We start from the raw sequence: 16402 nt of genomic DNA, 5'->3' as shown, positions 1-16402 counted from the left end.
CACAAGTGCCCTCGCGCGCAGATCAGGACTTCTTGGCTTGTTCGTAAAGTGGCATGACTTTCGGAATCGCCGCCTTCAACGCTGCAGTCCGGGTGCTAGAGGACGGGTGCGTGCTGAGGAACTCTGGCGGAGCACCTTCGCTGGCCTTGCTCATCTTGTTCCACAGGGTAATGGCGGCATTCGGGTTGTAACCCGCGCGAGCAGCCAGCTCCAGGCCGATCAGATCGGCCTCGTTCTCATTGCCGCGGCTGTTGGGCAAGGTCATGCCGTAGTTGGCCACGGTGTCGGCCAGCGCCAGGGTATCCTGCCCCAACCCGAACAACGCACCAGCGCCCTGCTTCGCCATTTCCATGCCGTAGGCCTTGGACATCGCTTCACGACCGTGCTCACGCAAGGCATGGGCAATTTCATGGCCCATCACCGCGGCGATTTCATCGTCGGTCAATTGCAGACTGTCGATCAGTCCGGTGTAGAAAAAGATCTTGCCGCCCGGTCCGCAGTTGGCGTTGAGCTCGTCACTCTTGATCAGGTTGACTTCCCACTTCCACTGGGCCGCATCCGGGCGGAAGTTCGGCGTTTGGGCAATCAGCCGATCGGCGATCACCTGTACGCGCTTGGCATCGCTGCTGGTTTTGTCCAGCACGCCTTTACTGGACGCTTCGCCGACGGTCTTCTGATAAGACTGGGCATACATTTGGTCGACCTCTTGCGAGGACAACATGCTGAACATGTACTGCTTGCGCTCAACACCCACCGCGCCACCGCTGGTGGTGTTGACAGACTGGCAACCGGCGAGCAACAGACCTGCGCTCAGCGCACACGAAACCAATGTCTTGTTCATCAAAAAACTCCCTGAAAACATGACCGTATCCTAGGCGCGGAAAGGTATCGGCGCCAGATACAACGGCATATATGACGCGCATTTCAGACAAAGCTCTCGTCACTGCAGTAAAAAATTCACGAAACCGGGTAAGCCACCGTCCGTAAAGCGCGGGCAATGATTCATTTGCGACATCGAGCACCCCAAAACAGTCATTTCAGTGACGCCCGCTCATGCCCCTCCAGCCCCCTGCCGATACACCTCCGCGGATGTCCTTTTGCGTGCGGAGCAACCATGAAATTCAAGTCGATCCAGTTTTCCGTGGCGGCCCTGGCCGGCGCCATCGTTCTGAGTGTGGTGGCGGCCCTGGTCGTTTACGCGCTGTTCTCCGGTGCCCGGACGCAAGACATGGTCCAGGAACGGACCCAGGCGCAATTCGAGCAAGTCATCGAACAGCGCCTGACCTCACTGGCGCAAACCCAGGTCAGTCAGATCCAGCGCGAGCTGGAGGCCCCCCTGTTGATTGCCGGCGGCCTGGTGCGGGTCAACGCGCTGATCGGCACGCCCGGTGCCGATGGCCAACCTGCCCTGAGCCTCAGCCGCGAGCAATTGATCGGCCTGATCAAGGAAAACGTAGCCAAGAACCCGAAGATCCTCGGCACCTACATCGGCTGGGAAAAAGACGCGCTGGATCACAACGATACGGCGTACGTCGGCACCCAGGTCGCTGGCATCGACACCAGCAACGGGCGCTTCCTGCCCTGGTGGTTCCGCAATGAAGACGGCAGCCTTGGGCTGGACAAACTGGTGGACGTCGACGATCAGAAAACCCTGTCCACCGGGGTGCGCGCCAGCGAGTACTACCTGTGCTCGAAAGAAACCAAAAAATCCTGTGTGATCGACCCGGCGCCTTACAAGGTCGGCGACAAAATCGTCATGCTCGCCTCCTTTATTGAGCCGATCATGCTCAACGGCGCCTTCCAGGGCATCGTCGGTGCCGATCTGTCAGTGAACTTCATTCAGGAAATGCTCCTCGGCGCCAACCAGAAACTCTACAGCGGCGCTGGCGAAATGGCCCTGATCGGCGGCAATGGACGAATCGTTGCCTACACCAAGGATCCGAGCAAATTCGGCGAAAAAGTCAGCGACATTCTCGACAGCAAGCAGATTGCCAACATGGCCAATCTCAAGCGTGGCGAAGTCACCTATACCGTCGACAAGGCCCAGGGCCGGATCGAGTTGTATCTGCCCTTCGGCATCGGCCAGACCGACGCCCGCTGGACCCTGATGCTGCAACTCCCACTGAATGCGGTCATGGCCGATCTGCAGAAACTCCAGGCGGACCTCGACTCCCAGCGCAAGTCGGACACGTTCGGCATGGCCATGGTCGGCCTGTTGATTGCCGGTATCGGTTTGCTGGTGATCTGGCTGGTGGGCCACGGCATTGCCCGTCCGTTGAAGCAAATGGTCGCGATGCTCGACGATATCGCCCAGGGCGAAGGCGACCTGACCCGCCGCCTGAGCAGCGACCGCGCCGATGAATTGGGCTCGATCGCCAAAGGCTTCAACACCTTCCTGAGCAAGTTGCAGGCGATGATCACTCAGGTGGTGACGTCGGTGCAGAGCGTCAGCGACTCTTCGGAACACACCGCCGACATCGCCATCCGCACCAACACCGGCGTGCACAAGCAGATGGCCGAGATCGATCAGGTCGCCACGGCGGTGCACGAAATGACCGCCACCGCTCAGGACGTAGCCCGTAACGCGACGCAAGCGGCTCAAGCCGCCAGCCATGCAGATCAGGCTGCCAGCCAGGGGATGCAAATCGTCCGTGATACCTCGAATTCCATTGGTGCTCTGGCCGTGGAAATAGGACGCGCGGTCGGTGTGGTGCAAACCCTGGCCAAGGACAGTGAAAACATCAACGCGATCCTCACCGCCATCCGCGGGATTGCCGAGCAGACCAACCTGCTGGCCCTGAACGCCGCCATCGAAGCCGCCCGGGCCGGTGAACAGGGTCGCGGCTTCGCCGTTGTGGCCGATGAGGTGCGCAACCTGGCGCAGAAAACCCAGAAGGCCACCGAAGAAATTCAGACCATGATTCAACAGTTGCAACAGGGCACACGGGATGTGGTGCGGGTCATGGAAGACAGCCAGAACCGCACGGACGAAAGCGTCCAACACGCGGCGAAGGCGGCCCAAGCGCTGGAAACCATCACGCAAGCCGTGTCGGTGATCAACGACATGAACACCCAGATCGCCAGCGCCGCCGAAGAACAAAGCGCGGTGGCCGATGACATCAACCGCAACGTGATCAATATCGGGCAAGTGGCCAATGAAGTGGCCAGCGGTGCGGATGAATCGAGCGCGGCGAGTGCGGATTTGACCAAACTGGCCGAACAGCAGCGGCGGCTGATCAATCAGTTCAAGGTCTGATCCAAAGACCCCATCGCGGGCAAGCCAGGCTCCCACAGGTTTTGCGTGCGCCGCAAAACACTGTGGAAGGATCTGATCCACAGGTTTCGTGAACACCGCAAAACCCTGTGGGAGCCTGGCTTGCCAGCGATTGGGTCAGCACAGACAACCCATCAACCCGGGGTCAAACACTCCGGCCCGTTGAGCTTCGGATCATTGACCATATTGGCCAACACGCGCTCGCGCAACGCGGCGGGCTCGCTGGCCAGCAGGGCTTGCAAGGTGTGCAGCGGCGTCTCGGGATCGAGCCATGCCGCCTGCCCCGCCTCATCCAGAATCAGCGGCCGACGCTGGTTCGCCGCCGGCTGCGTGATGACCGCCGTACTCAACCAGACTTGTTCCTGCACCGGATACGCTTCCCAGATCGCCGCAAAAAACAATGACGAACCCTCCCCCGGCGTCAACCAGTATGGGCGCTTGCGCGTGGTGCCGCGCCACTCGTAGAAACCGTTGGCAGGCAGCAGGCAGCGCCGCAGTCGCAATGCTTCGCGAAACATGGGTTGCTCGGCCACGGTTTCGGCGCGGGCATGGGCCGGGGTTCGGGACAGATCGGTCAGCCACGGCGGCGTCAGGCCCCAGCGCGCGCGCGCCAGTTCCCGCTGGCCGTGCGCACCGGCACGCAGCATCAACACCGAATCATTGGGGGAAATGTTCCACTGCGCCTGCTGATCGGCGGGAAAACCTGGCAGGGTCGCGAAGTCGCGGTTCCAGCGAAACAGGGCATAACGTCCACACATGGGGCAGCACGACTCTTGATCAAACGAACGCCAGCCTAACAGACCAGCGTGCCGGGGAAGCTTTCCGGTTCATCGCCGGACAGCGGCAGCGCGGCATTGTACGCGCTGATCAGCTCGCGGGCGTATTCGGCCTGATCGTTATCCACCGCCAACCCCAGCAGGCCGAAGATCGGCAATTCACCGGTGGCCCCGACCAGATCGCGGCCCACCAGATGCGCCTCGATGCCCTCGCTGGCGAGCATGCCTTGCAGCAGCTCGCCTTCCATCAGGTTTTCCGGTTCGTAGATGCGCTGCATATGCGCCCCTCATTCGTTTTCGCTGAAGACTTCCAGAAACCAATCCTCACCATGAACCTGCAATACAAACGTGATTGGCCGACAGCACACCTGACAGTCCTCAATGTAGGTCTGATCGCCGCCGGAGAGGTCCACCGTCGTCTCGACTTCTTCACCACAATACGGACATTCATACAGCGCGTTTTCCAGCATCGCGGTCTCCCGGGTGACTTGTGCGTATAATCGCCGGTCTATTTGCAGGGCTATTTTTGTCTGACTACTTTTTCAGACCGTACCCCGCCGGTTTTCGATCAGAACCTTTACTTACCCTAGCCGTTTCTAACAAGAGAGCATGATGGGCGAATTCGATGCCATCCGACCTTACGACGACAGCGAAGTCCCGGCAGTACTGGACCGGCTGCTCGGCGACAAGGCGTTTCTAGATATCCTCACCCACTTCCGCTTCCCGCGTTTTGCCGGTGCTTTAGGCTGGGCACTCAAACCCCTTATAGCTCATCGGCTGCGCCGTGAGTTCGCTGGCGTCAATTCGGTCGCCACTTTGCAGGACAAAGTCGAGGTTTACGTCGACCACACCATTGAACGCGCCACCGATGGGGTCACCTATTCCGGTGTCGAGCAGTTCAAGTCCGGCAGCGCCTATCTGTTCATTGCCAATCACCGCGACATCGTGATGGATCCGGCCTTCGTCAACTACGCCGTGTACCACGCCGGCCTGCCGACCCCGCGTATCGCAATTGGTGACAACCTGCTGCAAAAGCCCTTTGTCAGTGACCTGATGCGTCTGAACAAGAGCTTCATCGTGCACCGTTCGATTACGGGTCGCCGCGAGAAGATGGCGGCGTATCAACTGTTGTCAGCGTATATCAATCATTCGATCCGTAACGATTGCGCCTCGATCTGGATCGCCCAGGCCGAAGGCCGGGCCAAGGACGGCGATGACCGTACCGAGTCGGCGATCCTCAAGATGTTCCACATGAGCCGCAAGGACGAACCGTTCGGCGAAGTGATCCGTTCGCTGAACCTCACGCCTGTGTCGATCAGCTACGAATATGACCCTTGCGACCAGGCCAAGGCCCGCGAGCTCTACATCCGCGCCACCACCGGCACTTACACCAAGGCGCCGGGCGAAGATGACGTGAGCATCGCCAAGGGCATCACCGGCTACAAGGGCCGGGTGCACGTGAACTTTGCCGCGCCAATCACCGAGCTGTTCGAAGACACCAAGCAATTGGCCGTCGAAATGGACAAGCAAATTCTGGGCGGGTACCGCTTGTTCCCGGTGCACTACCTGGCTTATGCACAATGGACAGACGCCGACCCGCAATTGCAGGTACCGAGCGCTGCCGAGATGTTCGCGGCGGACGAATTGGCCAAGGCCCAGGAGCAATGGCAGCAACGCCTGGACGCTTGCCCTGAAGAGCATCGTCCGTACCTGGTGCTGCAATATGCAACACCGGTGCGCAATCAGTACCGGGTCAAGGCTGGACTGCCGTTGTAAGCGGTTTCGGCTGGATACGATAACGGCGCCTTCGGGCGCCGTTTTTGTTGAATCTAGACTTGCGTGCTGATCCACGACACCAGCAATGCCAGCCCCATGCAGGCGAAGCCGAAGCTGTAGAAAAACCGGTTCATGCGCAGGGTGGCCCAGTCCAGCGTTGGTTCTTCGCTGGGGCGACTCTCGCGTTGCGCTTGCAGATTGGCCATCGCGCGTTGTTCACGACGACGGGTGGCATGCAGCAACCAGCCGCCCGGAAAGGCGAAGAACAAGGCCAGCAGATTGATCAACTTGGCGGGATGGGCGGTAAACAGCGTCATCAAATGCAGCGACATCACAAACCTCAAGCAAAACCGGTGTGGCGAGCGCCAGACCGACGACCGCGGCGCGGATTCTACCGAAAGCCTCTGTACCTGCACTCCCCTTTACGACAAATAACGAAACAAATGACCAATGGCTGTCCTGCGTCACAGCTTCGTCATCTGCATCGGCGAACATGCGCGCCTCGAAACCGACACGGACTGCGTCATGCTTCACGCCGAAAACCAGGATCGCCTCTATCTCATCGCCCACAACGACGAACAACAAACCCTCGTCGGCAGCCTCGCCTTCAATGTTCAAGACCGCCATTGGCTGGTGTATTGCGCACTCGGCGGCCACCAACATGCTGATTTGCCGGAAGCGGATTTGCTGACCGGAGTCAGTGTGCTGGACTTCTACTCGCAAGCCGCGTGATACCTCGCCCCCTGCAGGAGCGAGGCTTGCCCGCGATCGCGCACTGTCAGTCGACAACAATGTTGAATGTCATGCCGCCATCGCGAGCAAGCTCAGCTCCTACAGGGAAGGGTGTACATCAGACATGAAAAAGCCCGGGACCATTGCTGGCACCGGGCTTTCCTACATCTTGCGAACGCTTATTCGCCGAGTACCTGACCCACGGTCGGGTCCTTGAACAGACGGGTCAACGCATCGCTCAACACATCGCTGACCAGCTTGGTGTTGGTTTCCTGGTTCGGCGCCATGCCGAAACGCTGGTCCAGGGACGCACCGTAGCGACCGCTGTAGCGACGGTTGGCGTTCTGCACATCGGAGCGGAAAGTCGCGCCAATAGTGGCCTCGGTCACGTACATGCCCTCTTTAGGCGACTGATACTTCAGTTCGGCCAGGGTCACGGTGATTTGCGGCGCGTTCGGCGCGTTGGTGCTCGGGGTGAACCCCAGCAGCCGCACGGCCGCTTCGGCCTGGGCTTGCAGTTTCGGCAGGATCTGCGCGCCCTGCACGGTAATCGCGCTGGTTTCCGGATACAGACCGCCGCGGGTACCCAGGGTCGGCGACGGACGACCGTCGACTACACGCACCACCACCGGCTGTCCGTGGCCGACCGGCGCCAGTTGGGCCGTCAACTTGGGTTCCGGGTTCAGTTGTTGCGGGCTGTGGGCGCAGCCGACCAGCGTCAAGCTGGTCACAGTGATCAAACCGAACAACAGGCGTTGCAACATGCTCTTCTCTCCAGAATCAGGCACAAACAGGCCGGCAGTATAGCGGTGGGCCACTGCGGCTAACTAGGGTCATGCAACGATTACTGAAATCTCTGACAAACCCGAGAGATCACGGTTCCTGTCACAGATTTTTCACCCAGCCTTCACTTGCACGTCACGAGTGGCTGCGAACGTAATGGTCAATCACCCAAGAGGTCTCTCGCCATGCGTTTTCTCGTTTCGCTGTTCGAAGCACGTCCGCATCACCGCAGCTTTGCGCTGCTCGACCGCAACGGCCATTGCCAGGCATTCAAACAATGCAGCCTGCAGCCCATGGGCGATGGCTGGGTCGAAATCGAAGAAATCCGCCTCAACTGGCTGCACAAGCCCTTGCCTGCCAGCGCCCGCGTGATTGCACGCCAGCCACGCTCGCGGGCACAGCAACTGTTGACCACCTGACCGAACGCCTAATAAAAGTCATTAAACACGACCAATTCCCTACGTTTCTTCGCTACAATCTCCCCCCGATTATAAGGACGTCTCCTGATCGGGCCTCGCAGCATCGTCAATGCTTCGGTTTTGGCACCCCGCACCGCCCACAGAGAGCCGCCCACACAGATCGAGTGAAGCTGGCGCGCTTGCTGTTCATCAAGCAAAACCTCCACTTTTCGCGAATCTGCAGAGCTGTCATGACGCTCGGTCACTGAGCTGTTTGCCCGTTTTGCCTGCCATGAACTCCCTGGCGGCAAAGCATTCGGGCACGGTGCCAGGCAGAGGCAGCCCTTTTTTGAGGTTCACGTCTTCAAAAGAGCGTGAAAAAAACGGGTTTTCACAACTTCACAAGAGTGTGGCGAGCAAATGAATAGTTTTGCGTCTGAACATGCACCATTAGCGTCTAGAACAGCCCAACGACACAGGACCGAGTACGCCTCGAACACCGGAGCCTGAAGCCTGTCCGCTACGGATTTGGTTGCACAAACGGATGTCTCGACCATAAGTCGAATTGCCAGCCGCCCGTTGAAATGAGTTCATAGGACTCTGATTAGACCCGGCCGGTAGCGTCCGTCGAAGTTGCAAAAAATTGCGAAGATTCGGACATGGCGATCCTGCCATGAGTTCGAGGGGCATTACTGACTCGCCCCGGAACGCCTGGCAGCCATGCCGTCAATTTGGTGCTGCAGATTTTGGAGACGCGTTAAATGGCGCATAACGAAGCAGTCGACGTAGTACTGGTTGGGGCCGGCATCATGAGTGCCACCCTGGCAGTACTGCTCAAAGAGCTCGACCCCGCGATCAAGCTGGAAGTCGTCGAGCTGATGGATTCCGGTGCCGCGGAGAGTTCCAATCCATGGAACAACGCCGGGACCGGCCACGCCGGGCTGTGCGAGCTCAACTACACGCCGCAGGCCGCCGACGGCACCGTCGACATCAAGAAAGCCGTGCACATCAACACCCAGTTCGAGGTGTCGAAGCAGTTCTGGTCGTACCTGACCAAAAAAGGCACGTTCGGCTCGTGCAAATCGTTTATCAGCCCGGTGCCACACCTGAGTTTCGTCCAGGGCGACAGCGGCGTGTCCTTCCTCAAGGAACGCTTCAAGGTGCTGAGCAAGCACCACGCCTTCGCCGACATGGAATACACCGAAGACAAGGCGACAATGGCAGAGTGGATGCCATTGATGATGCCTGGGCGCGACCCCGGCGAAACCCTTGCCGCCACCCGCGTGATCAATGGCACCGACGTCAACTTCGGCGCATTGACCAACCAGTTGCTCAAGCACCTGACCAGCGCACCCGATGCCCAGGTCAAATACTGCAAGCGCGTGACCGGCCTCAAGCGCAACAACGGTGGCTGGACCGTCAGCATCAAGGACGTCAACAGCGGCAACACCCGTGAAGTCGACGCCAAATTCGTCTTCCTCGGCGCTGGCGGCGCGGCACTGCCGCTGCTGCAGGCCTCGGGTATCGAAGAGAGCAAAGGCTTCGGCGGCTTCCCGATCAGCGGCCAGTGGCTGCGTTGCGACAACCCGGAAGTGGTCAAGCACCACCAGGCCAAGGTCTACAGCCAGGCTGCCGTGGGTTCGCCACCGATGTCGGTGCCGCACCTGGACACCCGCGTCGTCGACGGCAAGAAGTCCCTGCTGTTCGGACCTTATGCCGGTTTCACCACCAAGTTCCTCAAGCACGGCTCCTTCATGGACCTGCCGATGTCGGTTCGCGCCGGCAACATCGGCCCGATGCTGGCCGTGGCGAAAAACAACATGGACCTGACCAAGTATCTGGTCAGCGAAGTGATGCAGTCCATGGAACAGCGCCTGGAGTCCCTGCGTCGCTTCTACCCTGAAGCGAAAGCCGAAGACTGGCGCCTGGAAGTGGCCGGCCAACGGGTGCAGATCATCAAGAAAGACCCGAAAAAAGGCGGCATCCTGCAGTTCGGTACCGAACTGGTCGCGGCGAAGGACGGCTCCCTCGCCGCCCTGCTCGGCGCTTCGCCAGGTGCTTCGGTAACGGTTTCGATCATGCTGGAACTGATCGAAAAATGCTTCCCGAACCAGGCCAAAGGCGAATGGGCTGCCAAACTGGCGGAAATTTTCCCGGCCCGTGAAAAAGTCCTGGAAGCCGACGCTGCGCTGTATCGCAAGATCAACACGCAGAACAACGTTGCCCTGGAACTGGTTGAAGCCAGCAGCGAGACCGAAAGCTACGCTTGATTCGGCCCCATGAAAAACGCCCCGTCCTCTTTGAGAACGGGGCGTTTTTTTATGGGCGGTCAAACCTTCTTTGTGGCGAGGGAGCTTGCTCCCGCTGGGCTGCGAAGCGGCTCCAGAATCTTGTGAGCGCTTCGCACTGGTGCGCAAGCCCGGTCAAGCGGGAGAAAGCTCCCTCGCCACAGGGAAAAATTGATCAGCCGCGAGCCTTGTCGATCAGTTCAATGTACTCGGCCGCATTACGCTGATCCTTGATCAAGGCAATGAAGTCATTGCCTTGCTCGTCTTTGCCGTTGACGTCAAAACCGGCCTCGACGAAGAACGTCAGGAAGCGTTCGAAGTCATCAATGCGCAGGCCACGGTAGGCCTTGACCAGTTTGTGCAGGGACGGAGAAGTCGCGTCGACCGGTTCGAAATCGAGGAACAACTTGATCTGCTCATCGCCGATCTCGTCACCAATCACTTGTTTCTTATCTTTACGCATTGCCGACTCCAGCTCGCAGACATTTCACAGGGCAGGCAGTTTACCCCTGCGCGGGCGCCGGGCTCAACGCGGACGAACGGCGCCTGTGTGCAGATCGGCCCAAATGTGGCCATTGGCATAGCTCAAGAACTGGCAATACACCGTGTCATTGCGCAACAGATCGATCACCACCCGGTACTGCGCCAGCGGGTAATAGAGGGTCAGGGTCTTGGTTTTGTCGTCGTAGACCGGTTTCTTCAGGCTTTTGCTTTCGCCGTCGAAATTGACCAGCACCTGACTGATGGTTGCTCCCTTGTTCAAGGATTTGCCCTTGAGGCGAACCAGCAGCGGCGAGGTCACCGGGATCGGCTGCTGATTGGACTGGCGCTGACTGCCGACCACCACCGAATATTCGGTGACTTGCAACAACTGCTGCTGCTCGGGCTCTGCGTCACGCAGAGTCAGGTCATCCGGAGGCAGGAACTGCCCGTGCATCGGTGCCGGGGCAGCGGCCAGGGGCAGACTGAGGGTCAGCAACAGAGCGGCGCAGCTGCGAAACAAAAGGCTCATGACAAGGCTCCGGAGGGCGGGGCCGAGCACTCTATCATGGCTTTAAAAGCAAAGATCGCAGCCTTCGGCAGCGACTACAGGGTGTACATCAGGCCCTTATGGGAGCTGCCGAAGGCTGCGATGTTTTGATCTGGCTTGGATCAATCGAACTGCGCACGCATCCAGGCGTGATATTCGGCAACACCAGGCTCGCCTTCGCGCGGCGCCCAGACGGCAAGTTCACCTTCACCGACCGGGCGGTAAGGCCCTGCCTTGCATTCGAACATCAGGCTATCGTCTTCAAGCACCACCAGGCCGTGGAATACGCCTGTCGGCAGATCCACGCCAACACAGTCGCCACCGGCCTGAAGCACGGTCTTGCTGAGCACCGTACCGTTCTCGTCAAAGATCAACACACCCAGGCGTCCTTTGAGGACAAGCAGGGTTTCAGCCTTGTTGTCACCCAGATGCCGGTGAGGCGGAATGTACGTGGATGGCTGCAGCGCCACCGCCATGCGATGGCAAGCGTCTTCCATCTGATGGAAGTTGTAATGCTGGCGTCCACGAGGATTGGCCGCGGCTTTCCCGGCCAGTTCCGCGAACAACGTCTGATCGAGAAAGCGAGGCGTATCCATGTCTTACATTCCTTTAACGGCAAAAATCCCGTTGGCGTTACGCCAGTAGCCCTTGTAGTCCATGCCGTAGCCGAAGATGTAACGGTCGATGCACGGCAGACCGACGAAATCGGCTTTCAGGTCCGGGCGAGCCTTGCGGTCGTGATCCTTGTCGATCAGCACGGCGGTGTGCACTTTGCGGGCACCGGCGTGTTTGCAGAAGTCGATGATCGCACCCAGGGTGTGACCTTCGTCGAGAATGTCGTCGATGATCAAAACGTCACGGTCGATGAACGACACTTCCGGCTTGGCCTTCCAGAACAGCTCGCCGCCGCTGGTTTCGTTGCGATAACGGGTGGCGTGCAGGTAGGACGCCTCCAGCGGGAATTGTAGATGGGTCAGCAGTTTGCCGGCAAAAATAAGCCCGCCGTTCATCACGCAGAACACCACCGGGTTGCTGTCCGCCAGTTCTTCATTGATGTGTGCACCCACGCGGGCGATGGCCGCCTCGACTTCAGCTTCGGTGTACAGGCAGTCAGCCTCTCGCATGATTTGACGGATATGCTCGAGATCAGCGGACATGGCGCTCTCCAGGGGATTGAGGGGGGTGGCGGTTCAGGAAAAGCGGGCAAAGGTACGCATCAAGCGAGGCCAGATCAAGCGTTTGTGGACTAACGTACTCTATGTCTATAGGACAACACCCTCGGATAGATTAATCTAGGCCGGTTTTTTTGCCCGCCGCCGGAGCCTTTCCCATGCCCATCCTCGAGATCCGCCACCCGCTGATCCGTCATAAACTTGGCCTGATGCGCCGCGCAGACATCAGCACCAAGAATTTCCGTGAGCTCGCTCAGGAAGTCGGTGCCCTGCTGACCTATGAAGCCACCAAAGACCTGCCGCTCGAAACCTACGATATCGAAGGTTGGTGCGGCACGGTGTCGGTCGAGAAAATCGCCGGCAAGAAAATTACTGTAGTACCGATTCTGCGTGCCGGTATCGGCATGCTCGAAGGTGTGTTGAGCCTGATCCCAGGCGCCAAAGTCAGCGCCGTGGGTGTGGCCCGCAATGAGGAAACCCTCGAAGCCCACACCTACCTGGAAAAACTGGTACCGGAAATCGACGAACGCCTGGCCATGATCATCGACCCGATGCTCGCCACCGGCGGCTCGATGGTCGCGACCATCGACTTGCTGAAAAAGGCCGGTTGCAGGGACATCCGCGCCATGGTGCTGGTTGCCGCGCCCGAAGGCATTGCGGTGGTCGAGAAAGCTCACCCGGACGTGACCATCTACACCGCGTCCATTGATCAAAAACTCAACGAACACGGTTACATCATCCCGGGCCTGGGCGATGCTGGCGACAAGATCTTCGGCACCAAGCAGAAGGACGCGTGAGCATGCAGCAAGAGTTCAACGATCCGCTCTGGCGCACGGTGCTGTCCGGCGCACAGATGCTGTTCGTGGCCTTCGGCGCCCTGGTGTTGATGCCGCTGATTACCGGCCTTGACCCGAACGTGGCGCTGTTCACCGCCGGCCTGGGAACCATCCTGTTTCAGGTGGTCACCGGACGTCAGGTGCCGGTGTTCCTGGCGTCGAGTTTTGCTTTCATCACCCCGATCATTCTCGCCAAGGGTCAATTCGGCCTCGCGGCGACCATGGGCGGTGTGATGGCGGCTGGCTTCGTCTACACCTTCCTCGGCCTGGCCGTGAAGATCAAAGGCACCGGTTTCATCGACCGCCTGTTGCCACCGGTGGTGATCGGCCCGGTCATCATCTCCATCGGCCTGGCCATGGCGCCGATTGCCGCCAACATGGCGATGGGCAAGGCGGGAGACGGCAGCGAGCTGATTCACTATCAGACCGCAATGCTGATCTCGATGCCGGCGCTGCTGACCACCCTGATCGTCGCCGTGTTCGGCAAAGGCATTTTCCGCCTGGTGCCGATCATTTCCGGCGTGCTGGTGGGTTTTGCCATGTCATTCTATTTCGGTGTGGTCGACACGGCGAAGATTGCCGCGGCGCCATGGTTCGCCATCCCGGCCTTCACCGCGCCGGAATTCAACTGGCAGGCGATCCTGTTCATCGTTCCGGTGGCCCTGGCCCCGGCTATCGAACACATCGGCGGTGTGATTGCCGTGGGTAGCGTGACCGGTCGCGATTACCTGAAGAAACCCGGTCTGCACCGCACGCTGCTTGGTGACGGCATTGCCACCACCGCAGCCGGCCTGTTCGGCGGCCCACCCAACACCACGTACGCCGAAGTCACCGGCGCGGTGATGCTGACCAAGAACTACAACCCGAAAATCATGACCTGGGCGGCGATATTCGCCATCAGCCTGGCATTCATCGGCAAATTCGGCGCACTGCTGCAAAGCATTCCGGTGCCGGTGATGGGCGGCATTCTGTGCCTGTTGTTCGGTTCGATTGCAGCGGTAGGCATGAACACGCTGATCCGCCACAAGATCGATCTGGGCGAGGCGCGCAATCTGGTGATTGTGTCGGTGACCCTGGTGTTCGGGATCGGCGGTGTGTTGGTGGGTACCGGCACCGGCCCGGATGATTTCGGCCTCAAAGGCATTGCGCTGTGCGCGGTGGTGGCGATTGCGCTGAACCTGATCCTGCCGGGCAATGACAGCTGGAAGCACAAGAAGGCGGAAGAGCCGCTGGTGTAACAGGCGATCCCTGTGGCGAGGGAGCTTGCTCCCGCTTGACCGGTCTGGCGCACCAGTGCGCAGCAGCCACAAAATCTTCATTTATTGCAAGATTTTGGGGCCGCTTCGCGACCCAGCGGGAGCAAGCTCCCTTGCCACAGGTTGGGTTCCTAGAGAGCCAAAGGCGCTCTTTCGCATAACTTGGTCAATGCCTGTGCCCAACGCGGGTCATCATTGAGACACGGCACCAACACCAATTCCTCGCCCCCCGCTTCGCGGAACTGCTCTTTACCGCGATCACCAATCTCCTCCAGCGTCTCGATGCAATCGGCAACGAACGCCGGGCACATGACCAATAGTTTCTTCACACCCGACTTGGCCAACTCATCAAGACGCGCTTCGGTGTAGGGCTCAATCCATTTGGCGCGCCCCAGGCGCGACTGGAACGACACCGACCATTTGCCGTCCGCAAGCCCCATGCGCTTGGCAAACTCCGCTGCGCTACGCAGGCATTGGGCGCGGTAACAGGTCGCCAGGGTCGCTGGCGAAGCGTTCTTGCAGCAGTCTTCATTCTTGAAGCAATGCTGGCCGGTCGGATCGAGCTTGGTCAGATGCCTCTCAGGCAAGCCGTGAAAGCTCAGCAACAGGTGGTCGTAATCCTGTTGCAGGTACGGTCCGGCCGTGGCCACCAGCGCATCAAGGTATTCTGGTTGATCGTAAAACGGCTGGAGTATCGACAGTTGCACATTGAGATTTTTCTCGCGCAAAACACGCCGGACCTCTTCGATCACCGTTGTGGTGGTGCTGTCGGCAAATTGTGGATAGAGCGGCGCCACGGTTATTCGCTTATGCCCTTGGGCGATCAGTCGTGTAAGCGCCGACTCGATGGACGGTTGGCCATATCGCATGGCCAACTCAACCGGGCCGTGATGCCAGTGCGCAGTCATCGCTTGCTGCAAGCGACGACTGAGCACCACCAGCGGCGAGCCTTCGTCCCACCAGATCGAAGCATACGCGTGGGCCGACTGCTCGGGACGCTTGATCAGGATCAGTGACACCAGCAGACGCCGCACCGGCCAAGGCAGGTCGATCACGTAGGGGTCCATCAGAAACTGATTGAGGTAACGGCGCACGTCCGCCACCGAAGTGGAGGCCGGTGAGCCCAGGTTGACCAGAAGCAACGCGTGATCGGTCATGCAACGTCCTATTTCAGAGGCGGCTGGAAAGATCGTCCAGGGCCGCGCGCAAATCAGTGAACTGGAAGGTGAATCCTGCTTCGAGCAAACGCGCCGGCGTGGCCCGTTGACCACCCAGCAACAACAATGACATCTCGCCCAGGCCGACCTTCAACGCCAGCGCCGGCATCGGCATGAACGCCGGGCGATGCAATACGCTGCCCAGGGTTTTGGCAAACTCGCGATTACGTACCGGCTTCGGTGCGCAGGCATTATATGGACCGCTGGCTTCATTGCGATGCAGAAGAAAATCAATCAGGGCGATTTGATCGTTGATATGAATCCACGGCATCCACTGCCGACCGTTGCCGATCGGCCCGCCCAGCCCGAATTTGAACGGCAGCAGCAGGCGCGACAAAAAGCCGCCATCGGCAGACAACACCAGACCGGTGCGAATGAGGATCACCCGAATCCCCAAGGCCTCCGCACGCTGCGCGGTTTCTTCCCAGGCGATGCACAACTGGCTGGCGAAGTCGTCGATCACCGGCGGTGATTCTTCGGTCAACTCCCGCTCGCCGCCATCACCGTACCAACCCACGGCAGAGCCGGAGATCAGTACCCGGGGTTTCTGCTCGCGCTTTTCCAGCCAGGCCAGCAGGGTTTCGGTCAAGGTAATCCGGCTGCTCCATAACAGCGCTTTGCGTTTGGACGTCCATGGTCGATCGGCAATCGGCGCACCCGCCAGGTTGATAATGGCGTCAATCGGTTCTTGACCGAGGTCTTCCAACAGTGCGACACCACGCACTGCAGCGCCGCAAATTTTCGCAACTTTATCGGGCGTACGACTCAAGACCGTCAGGCGATGCCCCTGACTCAACCAGTGTCGACAAAGCTGACGTCCTATCAAACCAGTACCGCCGGTCAGCAATATGTGCATGACTTCTT

Annotated in this window: 19 protein-coding genes; 7 read left to right on the top strand and 12 right to left on the bottom strand. The window is 59.4% G+C overall.

Annotation, left to right across the window (positions count from 1 at the left end; all coding sequences use genetic code 11):
* Positions 1 to 22: 22 nt before the first annotated feature.
* Entirely contained in the window at positions 23 to 841 is an 819-nt protein-coding gene (locus D8U18_RS09470) for a M48 family metallopeptidase (RefSeq protein ID WP_056853244.1), read from the bottom strand.
* A gap of 273 nt (positions 842 to 1114) precedes the next feature.
* On the opposite strand from D8U18_RS09470, the gene D8U18_RS09465 reads away from it, so the two are divergent.
* Positions 1115 to 3256, top strand: coding sequence for a methyl-accepting chemotaxis protein (locus D8U18_RS09465; protein ID WP_131107495.1), 2142 nt, complete (start codon positions 1115 to 1117; stop codon positions 3254 to 3256).
* 152 nt (positions 3257 to 3408) lie between these two features.
* Here D8U18_RS09465 and D8U18_RS09460 read toward each other — a convergent pair whose 3' ends face one another.
* Genes D8U18_RS09460 through D8U18_RS09450 form a run of 3 tightly spaced genes read right to left on the bottom strand, consistent with a single transcriptional unit; the run spans position 3409 to position 4520 of the window.
* Positions 3409 to 4032 carry an SOS response-associated peptidase gene (locus D8U18_RS09460; protein WP_130908428.1) on the bottom strand — a complete coding sequence of 208 codons (624 nt, stop codon included), beginning with the start codon at positions 4030 to 4032 and terminating at the stop codon, positions 3409 to 3411.
* 35 nt (positions 4033 to 4067) lie between these two features.
* Entirely contained in the window at positions 4068 to 4328 is a 261-nt protein-coding gene (locus D8U18_RS09455) for a DUF2007 domain-containing protein (protein ID WP_056853247.1), read from the bottom strand.
* A 9-nt stretch (positions 4329 to 4337) separates the two neighbouring features.
* Entirely contained in the window at positions 4338 to 4520 is a 183-nt protein-coding gene (locus D8U18_RS09450; RefSeq protein ID WP_056853248.1) for a CPXCG motif-containing cysteine-rich protein, read from the bottom strand.
* A gap of 139 nt (positions 4521 to 4659) precedes the next feature.
* Between D8U18_RS09450 and D8U18_RS09445 the strand changes: the two genes are divergently transcribed.
* A complete protein-coding gene (locus D8U18_RS09445) occupies positions 4660 to 5826 on the top strand; it encodes a 1-acyl-sn-glycerol-3-phosphate acyltransferase (RefSeq protein WP_056853249.1) in 1167 nt (388 codons plus the stop codon).
* A 53-nt stretch (positions 5827 to 5879) separates the two neighbouring features.
* On the opposite strand, the gene D8U18_RS09440 is transcribed toward D8U18_RS09445, so the two are convergent.
* Positions 5880 to 6158: a hypothetical protein gene (locus D8U18_RS09440; RefSeq protein ID WP_056853250.1), complete on the bottom strand. Its 279-nt coding sequence runs from the start codon at positions 6156 to 6158 to the stop codon at positions 5880 to 5882.
* A 193-nt stretch (positions 6159 to 6351) separates the two neighbouring features.
* Between D8U18_RS09440 and D8U18_RS09435 the strand changes: the two genes are divergently transcribed.
* Positions 6352 to 6558, top strand: a complete 207-nt coding sequence (locus D8U18_RS09435) for a hypothetical protein (protein WP_034149566.1) — start codon at positions 6352 to 6354, stop codon at positions 6556 to 6558.
* A gap of 179 nt (positions 6559 to 6737) precedes the next feature.
* Here D8U18_RS09435 and D8U18_RS09430 read toward each other — a convergent pair whose 3' ends face one another.
* Entirely contained in the window at positions 6738 to 7322 is a 585-nt protein-coding gene (locus tag D8U18_RS09430; protein WP_056853251.1) for a YajG family lipoprotein, read from the bottom strand.
* A gap of 204 nt (positions 7323 to 7526) precedes the next feature.
* On the opposite strand from D8U18_RS09430, the gene D8U18_RS09425 reads away from it, so the two are divergent.
* A complete protein-coding gene (locus D8U18_RS09425) occupies positions 7527 to 7760 on the top strand; it encodes a hypothetical protein (RefSeq protein ID WP_056853252.1) in 234 nt (77 codons plus the stop codon).
* 740 nt (positions 7761 to 8500) lie between these two features.
* Entirely contained in the window at positions 8501 to 10009 is a 1509-nt protein-coding gene (gene mqo / locus D8U18_RS09420) for a malate dehydrogenase (quinone) (protein WP_131107494.1), read from the top strand.
* Positions 10010 to 10202: 193 nt separating this feature from the next.
* Here the strand turns inward: mqo and D8U18_RS09410 are convergent, their stop codons facing one another.
* The 4 genes from D8U18_RS09410 to D8U18_RS09395 all read right to left on the bottom strand — a co-directional run bounded on the left by D8U18_RS09410 (position 10203) and on the right by D8U18_RS09395 (position 12214).
* A complete protein-coding gene (locus tag D8U18_RS09410; protein WP_130903578.1) occupies positions 10203 to 10490 on the bottom strand; it encodes a PA4642 family protein in 288 nt (95 codons plus the stop codon).
* 63 nt (positions 10491 to 10553) lie between these two features.
* The gene (locus D8U18_RS09405) at positions 10554 to 11039 is read right to left on the bottom strand and encodes a hypothetical protein (RefSeq protein WP_056853255.1); all 486 of its coding nucleotides are present in this window, start codon (positions 11037 to 11039) and stop codon (positions 10554 to 10556) included.
* Between the two features lie 140 nt (positions 11040 to 11179).
* The gene (locus tag D8U18_RS09400; RefSeq protein ID WP_056853256.1) at positions 11180 to 11653 is read right to left on the bottom strand and encodes a WbuC family cupin fold metalloprotein; all 474 of its coding nucleotides are present in this window, start codon (positions 11651 to 11653) and stop codon (positions 11180 to 11182) included.
* 3 nt (positions 11654 to 11656) lie between these two features.
* Complete coding sequence (locus D8U18_RS09395) at positions 11657 to 12214, bottom strand: hypoxanthine-guanine phosphoribosyltransferase (protein WP_056853257.1); 558 nt, start codon at positions 12212 to 12214, stop codon at positions 11657 to 11659.
* A 173-nt stretch (positions 12215 to 12387) separates the two neighbouring features.
* Here D8U18_RS09395 and upp point away from each other — a divergent pair, with 173 nt between their 5' ends.
* Together upp and D8U18_RS09385 are read left to right on the top strand one after the other, a co-directional pair.
* Positions 12388 to 13026, top strand: a complete 639-nt coding sequence (gene upp, locus D8U18_RS09390; RefSeq protein WP_056853258.1) for a uracil phosphoribosyltransferase — start codon at positions 12388 to 12390, stop codon at positions 13024 to 13026.
* Between the two features lie 2 nt (positions 13027 to 13028).
* On the top strand, positions 13029 to 14303 hold the full coding sequence (locus D8U18_RS09385) for a uracil-xanthine permease family protein (RefSeq protein WP_130903576.1): 1275 nt from the start codon (positions 13029 to 13031) through the stop codon (positions 14301 to 14303).
* Positions 14304 to 14452: 149 nt separating this feature from the next.
* Here the strand turns inward: D8U18_RS09385 and hemH are convergent, their stop codons facing one another.
* On the bottom strand, positions 14453 to 15478 hold the full coding sequence (gene hemH, locus D8U18_RS09380) for a ferrochelatase (RefSeq protein ID WP_130903575.1): 1026 nt from the start codon (positions 15476 to 15478) through the stop codon (positions 14453 to 14455).
* A gap of 13 nt (positions 15479 to 15491) precedes the next feature.
* Entirely contained in the window at positions 15492 to 16394 is a 903-nt protein-coding gene (locus tag D8U18_RS09375; RefSeq protein ID WP_056853261.1) for a TIGR01777 family oxidoreductase, read from the bottom strand.
* Positions 16395 to 16402 lie beyond the last annotated feature (8 nt).

The organism is Pseudomonas sp. Sample_10 (genome assembly GCF_004321495.1).
Taxonomy (GTDB): domain Bacteria; phylum Pseudomonadota; class Gammaproteobacteria; order Pseudomonadales; family Pseudomonadaceae; genus Aquipseudomonas.
This window is presented reverse-complemented; position numbering and strand designations above follow the sequence as displayed.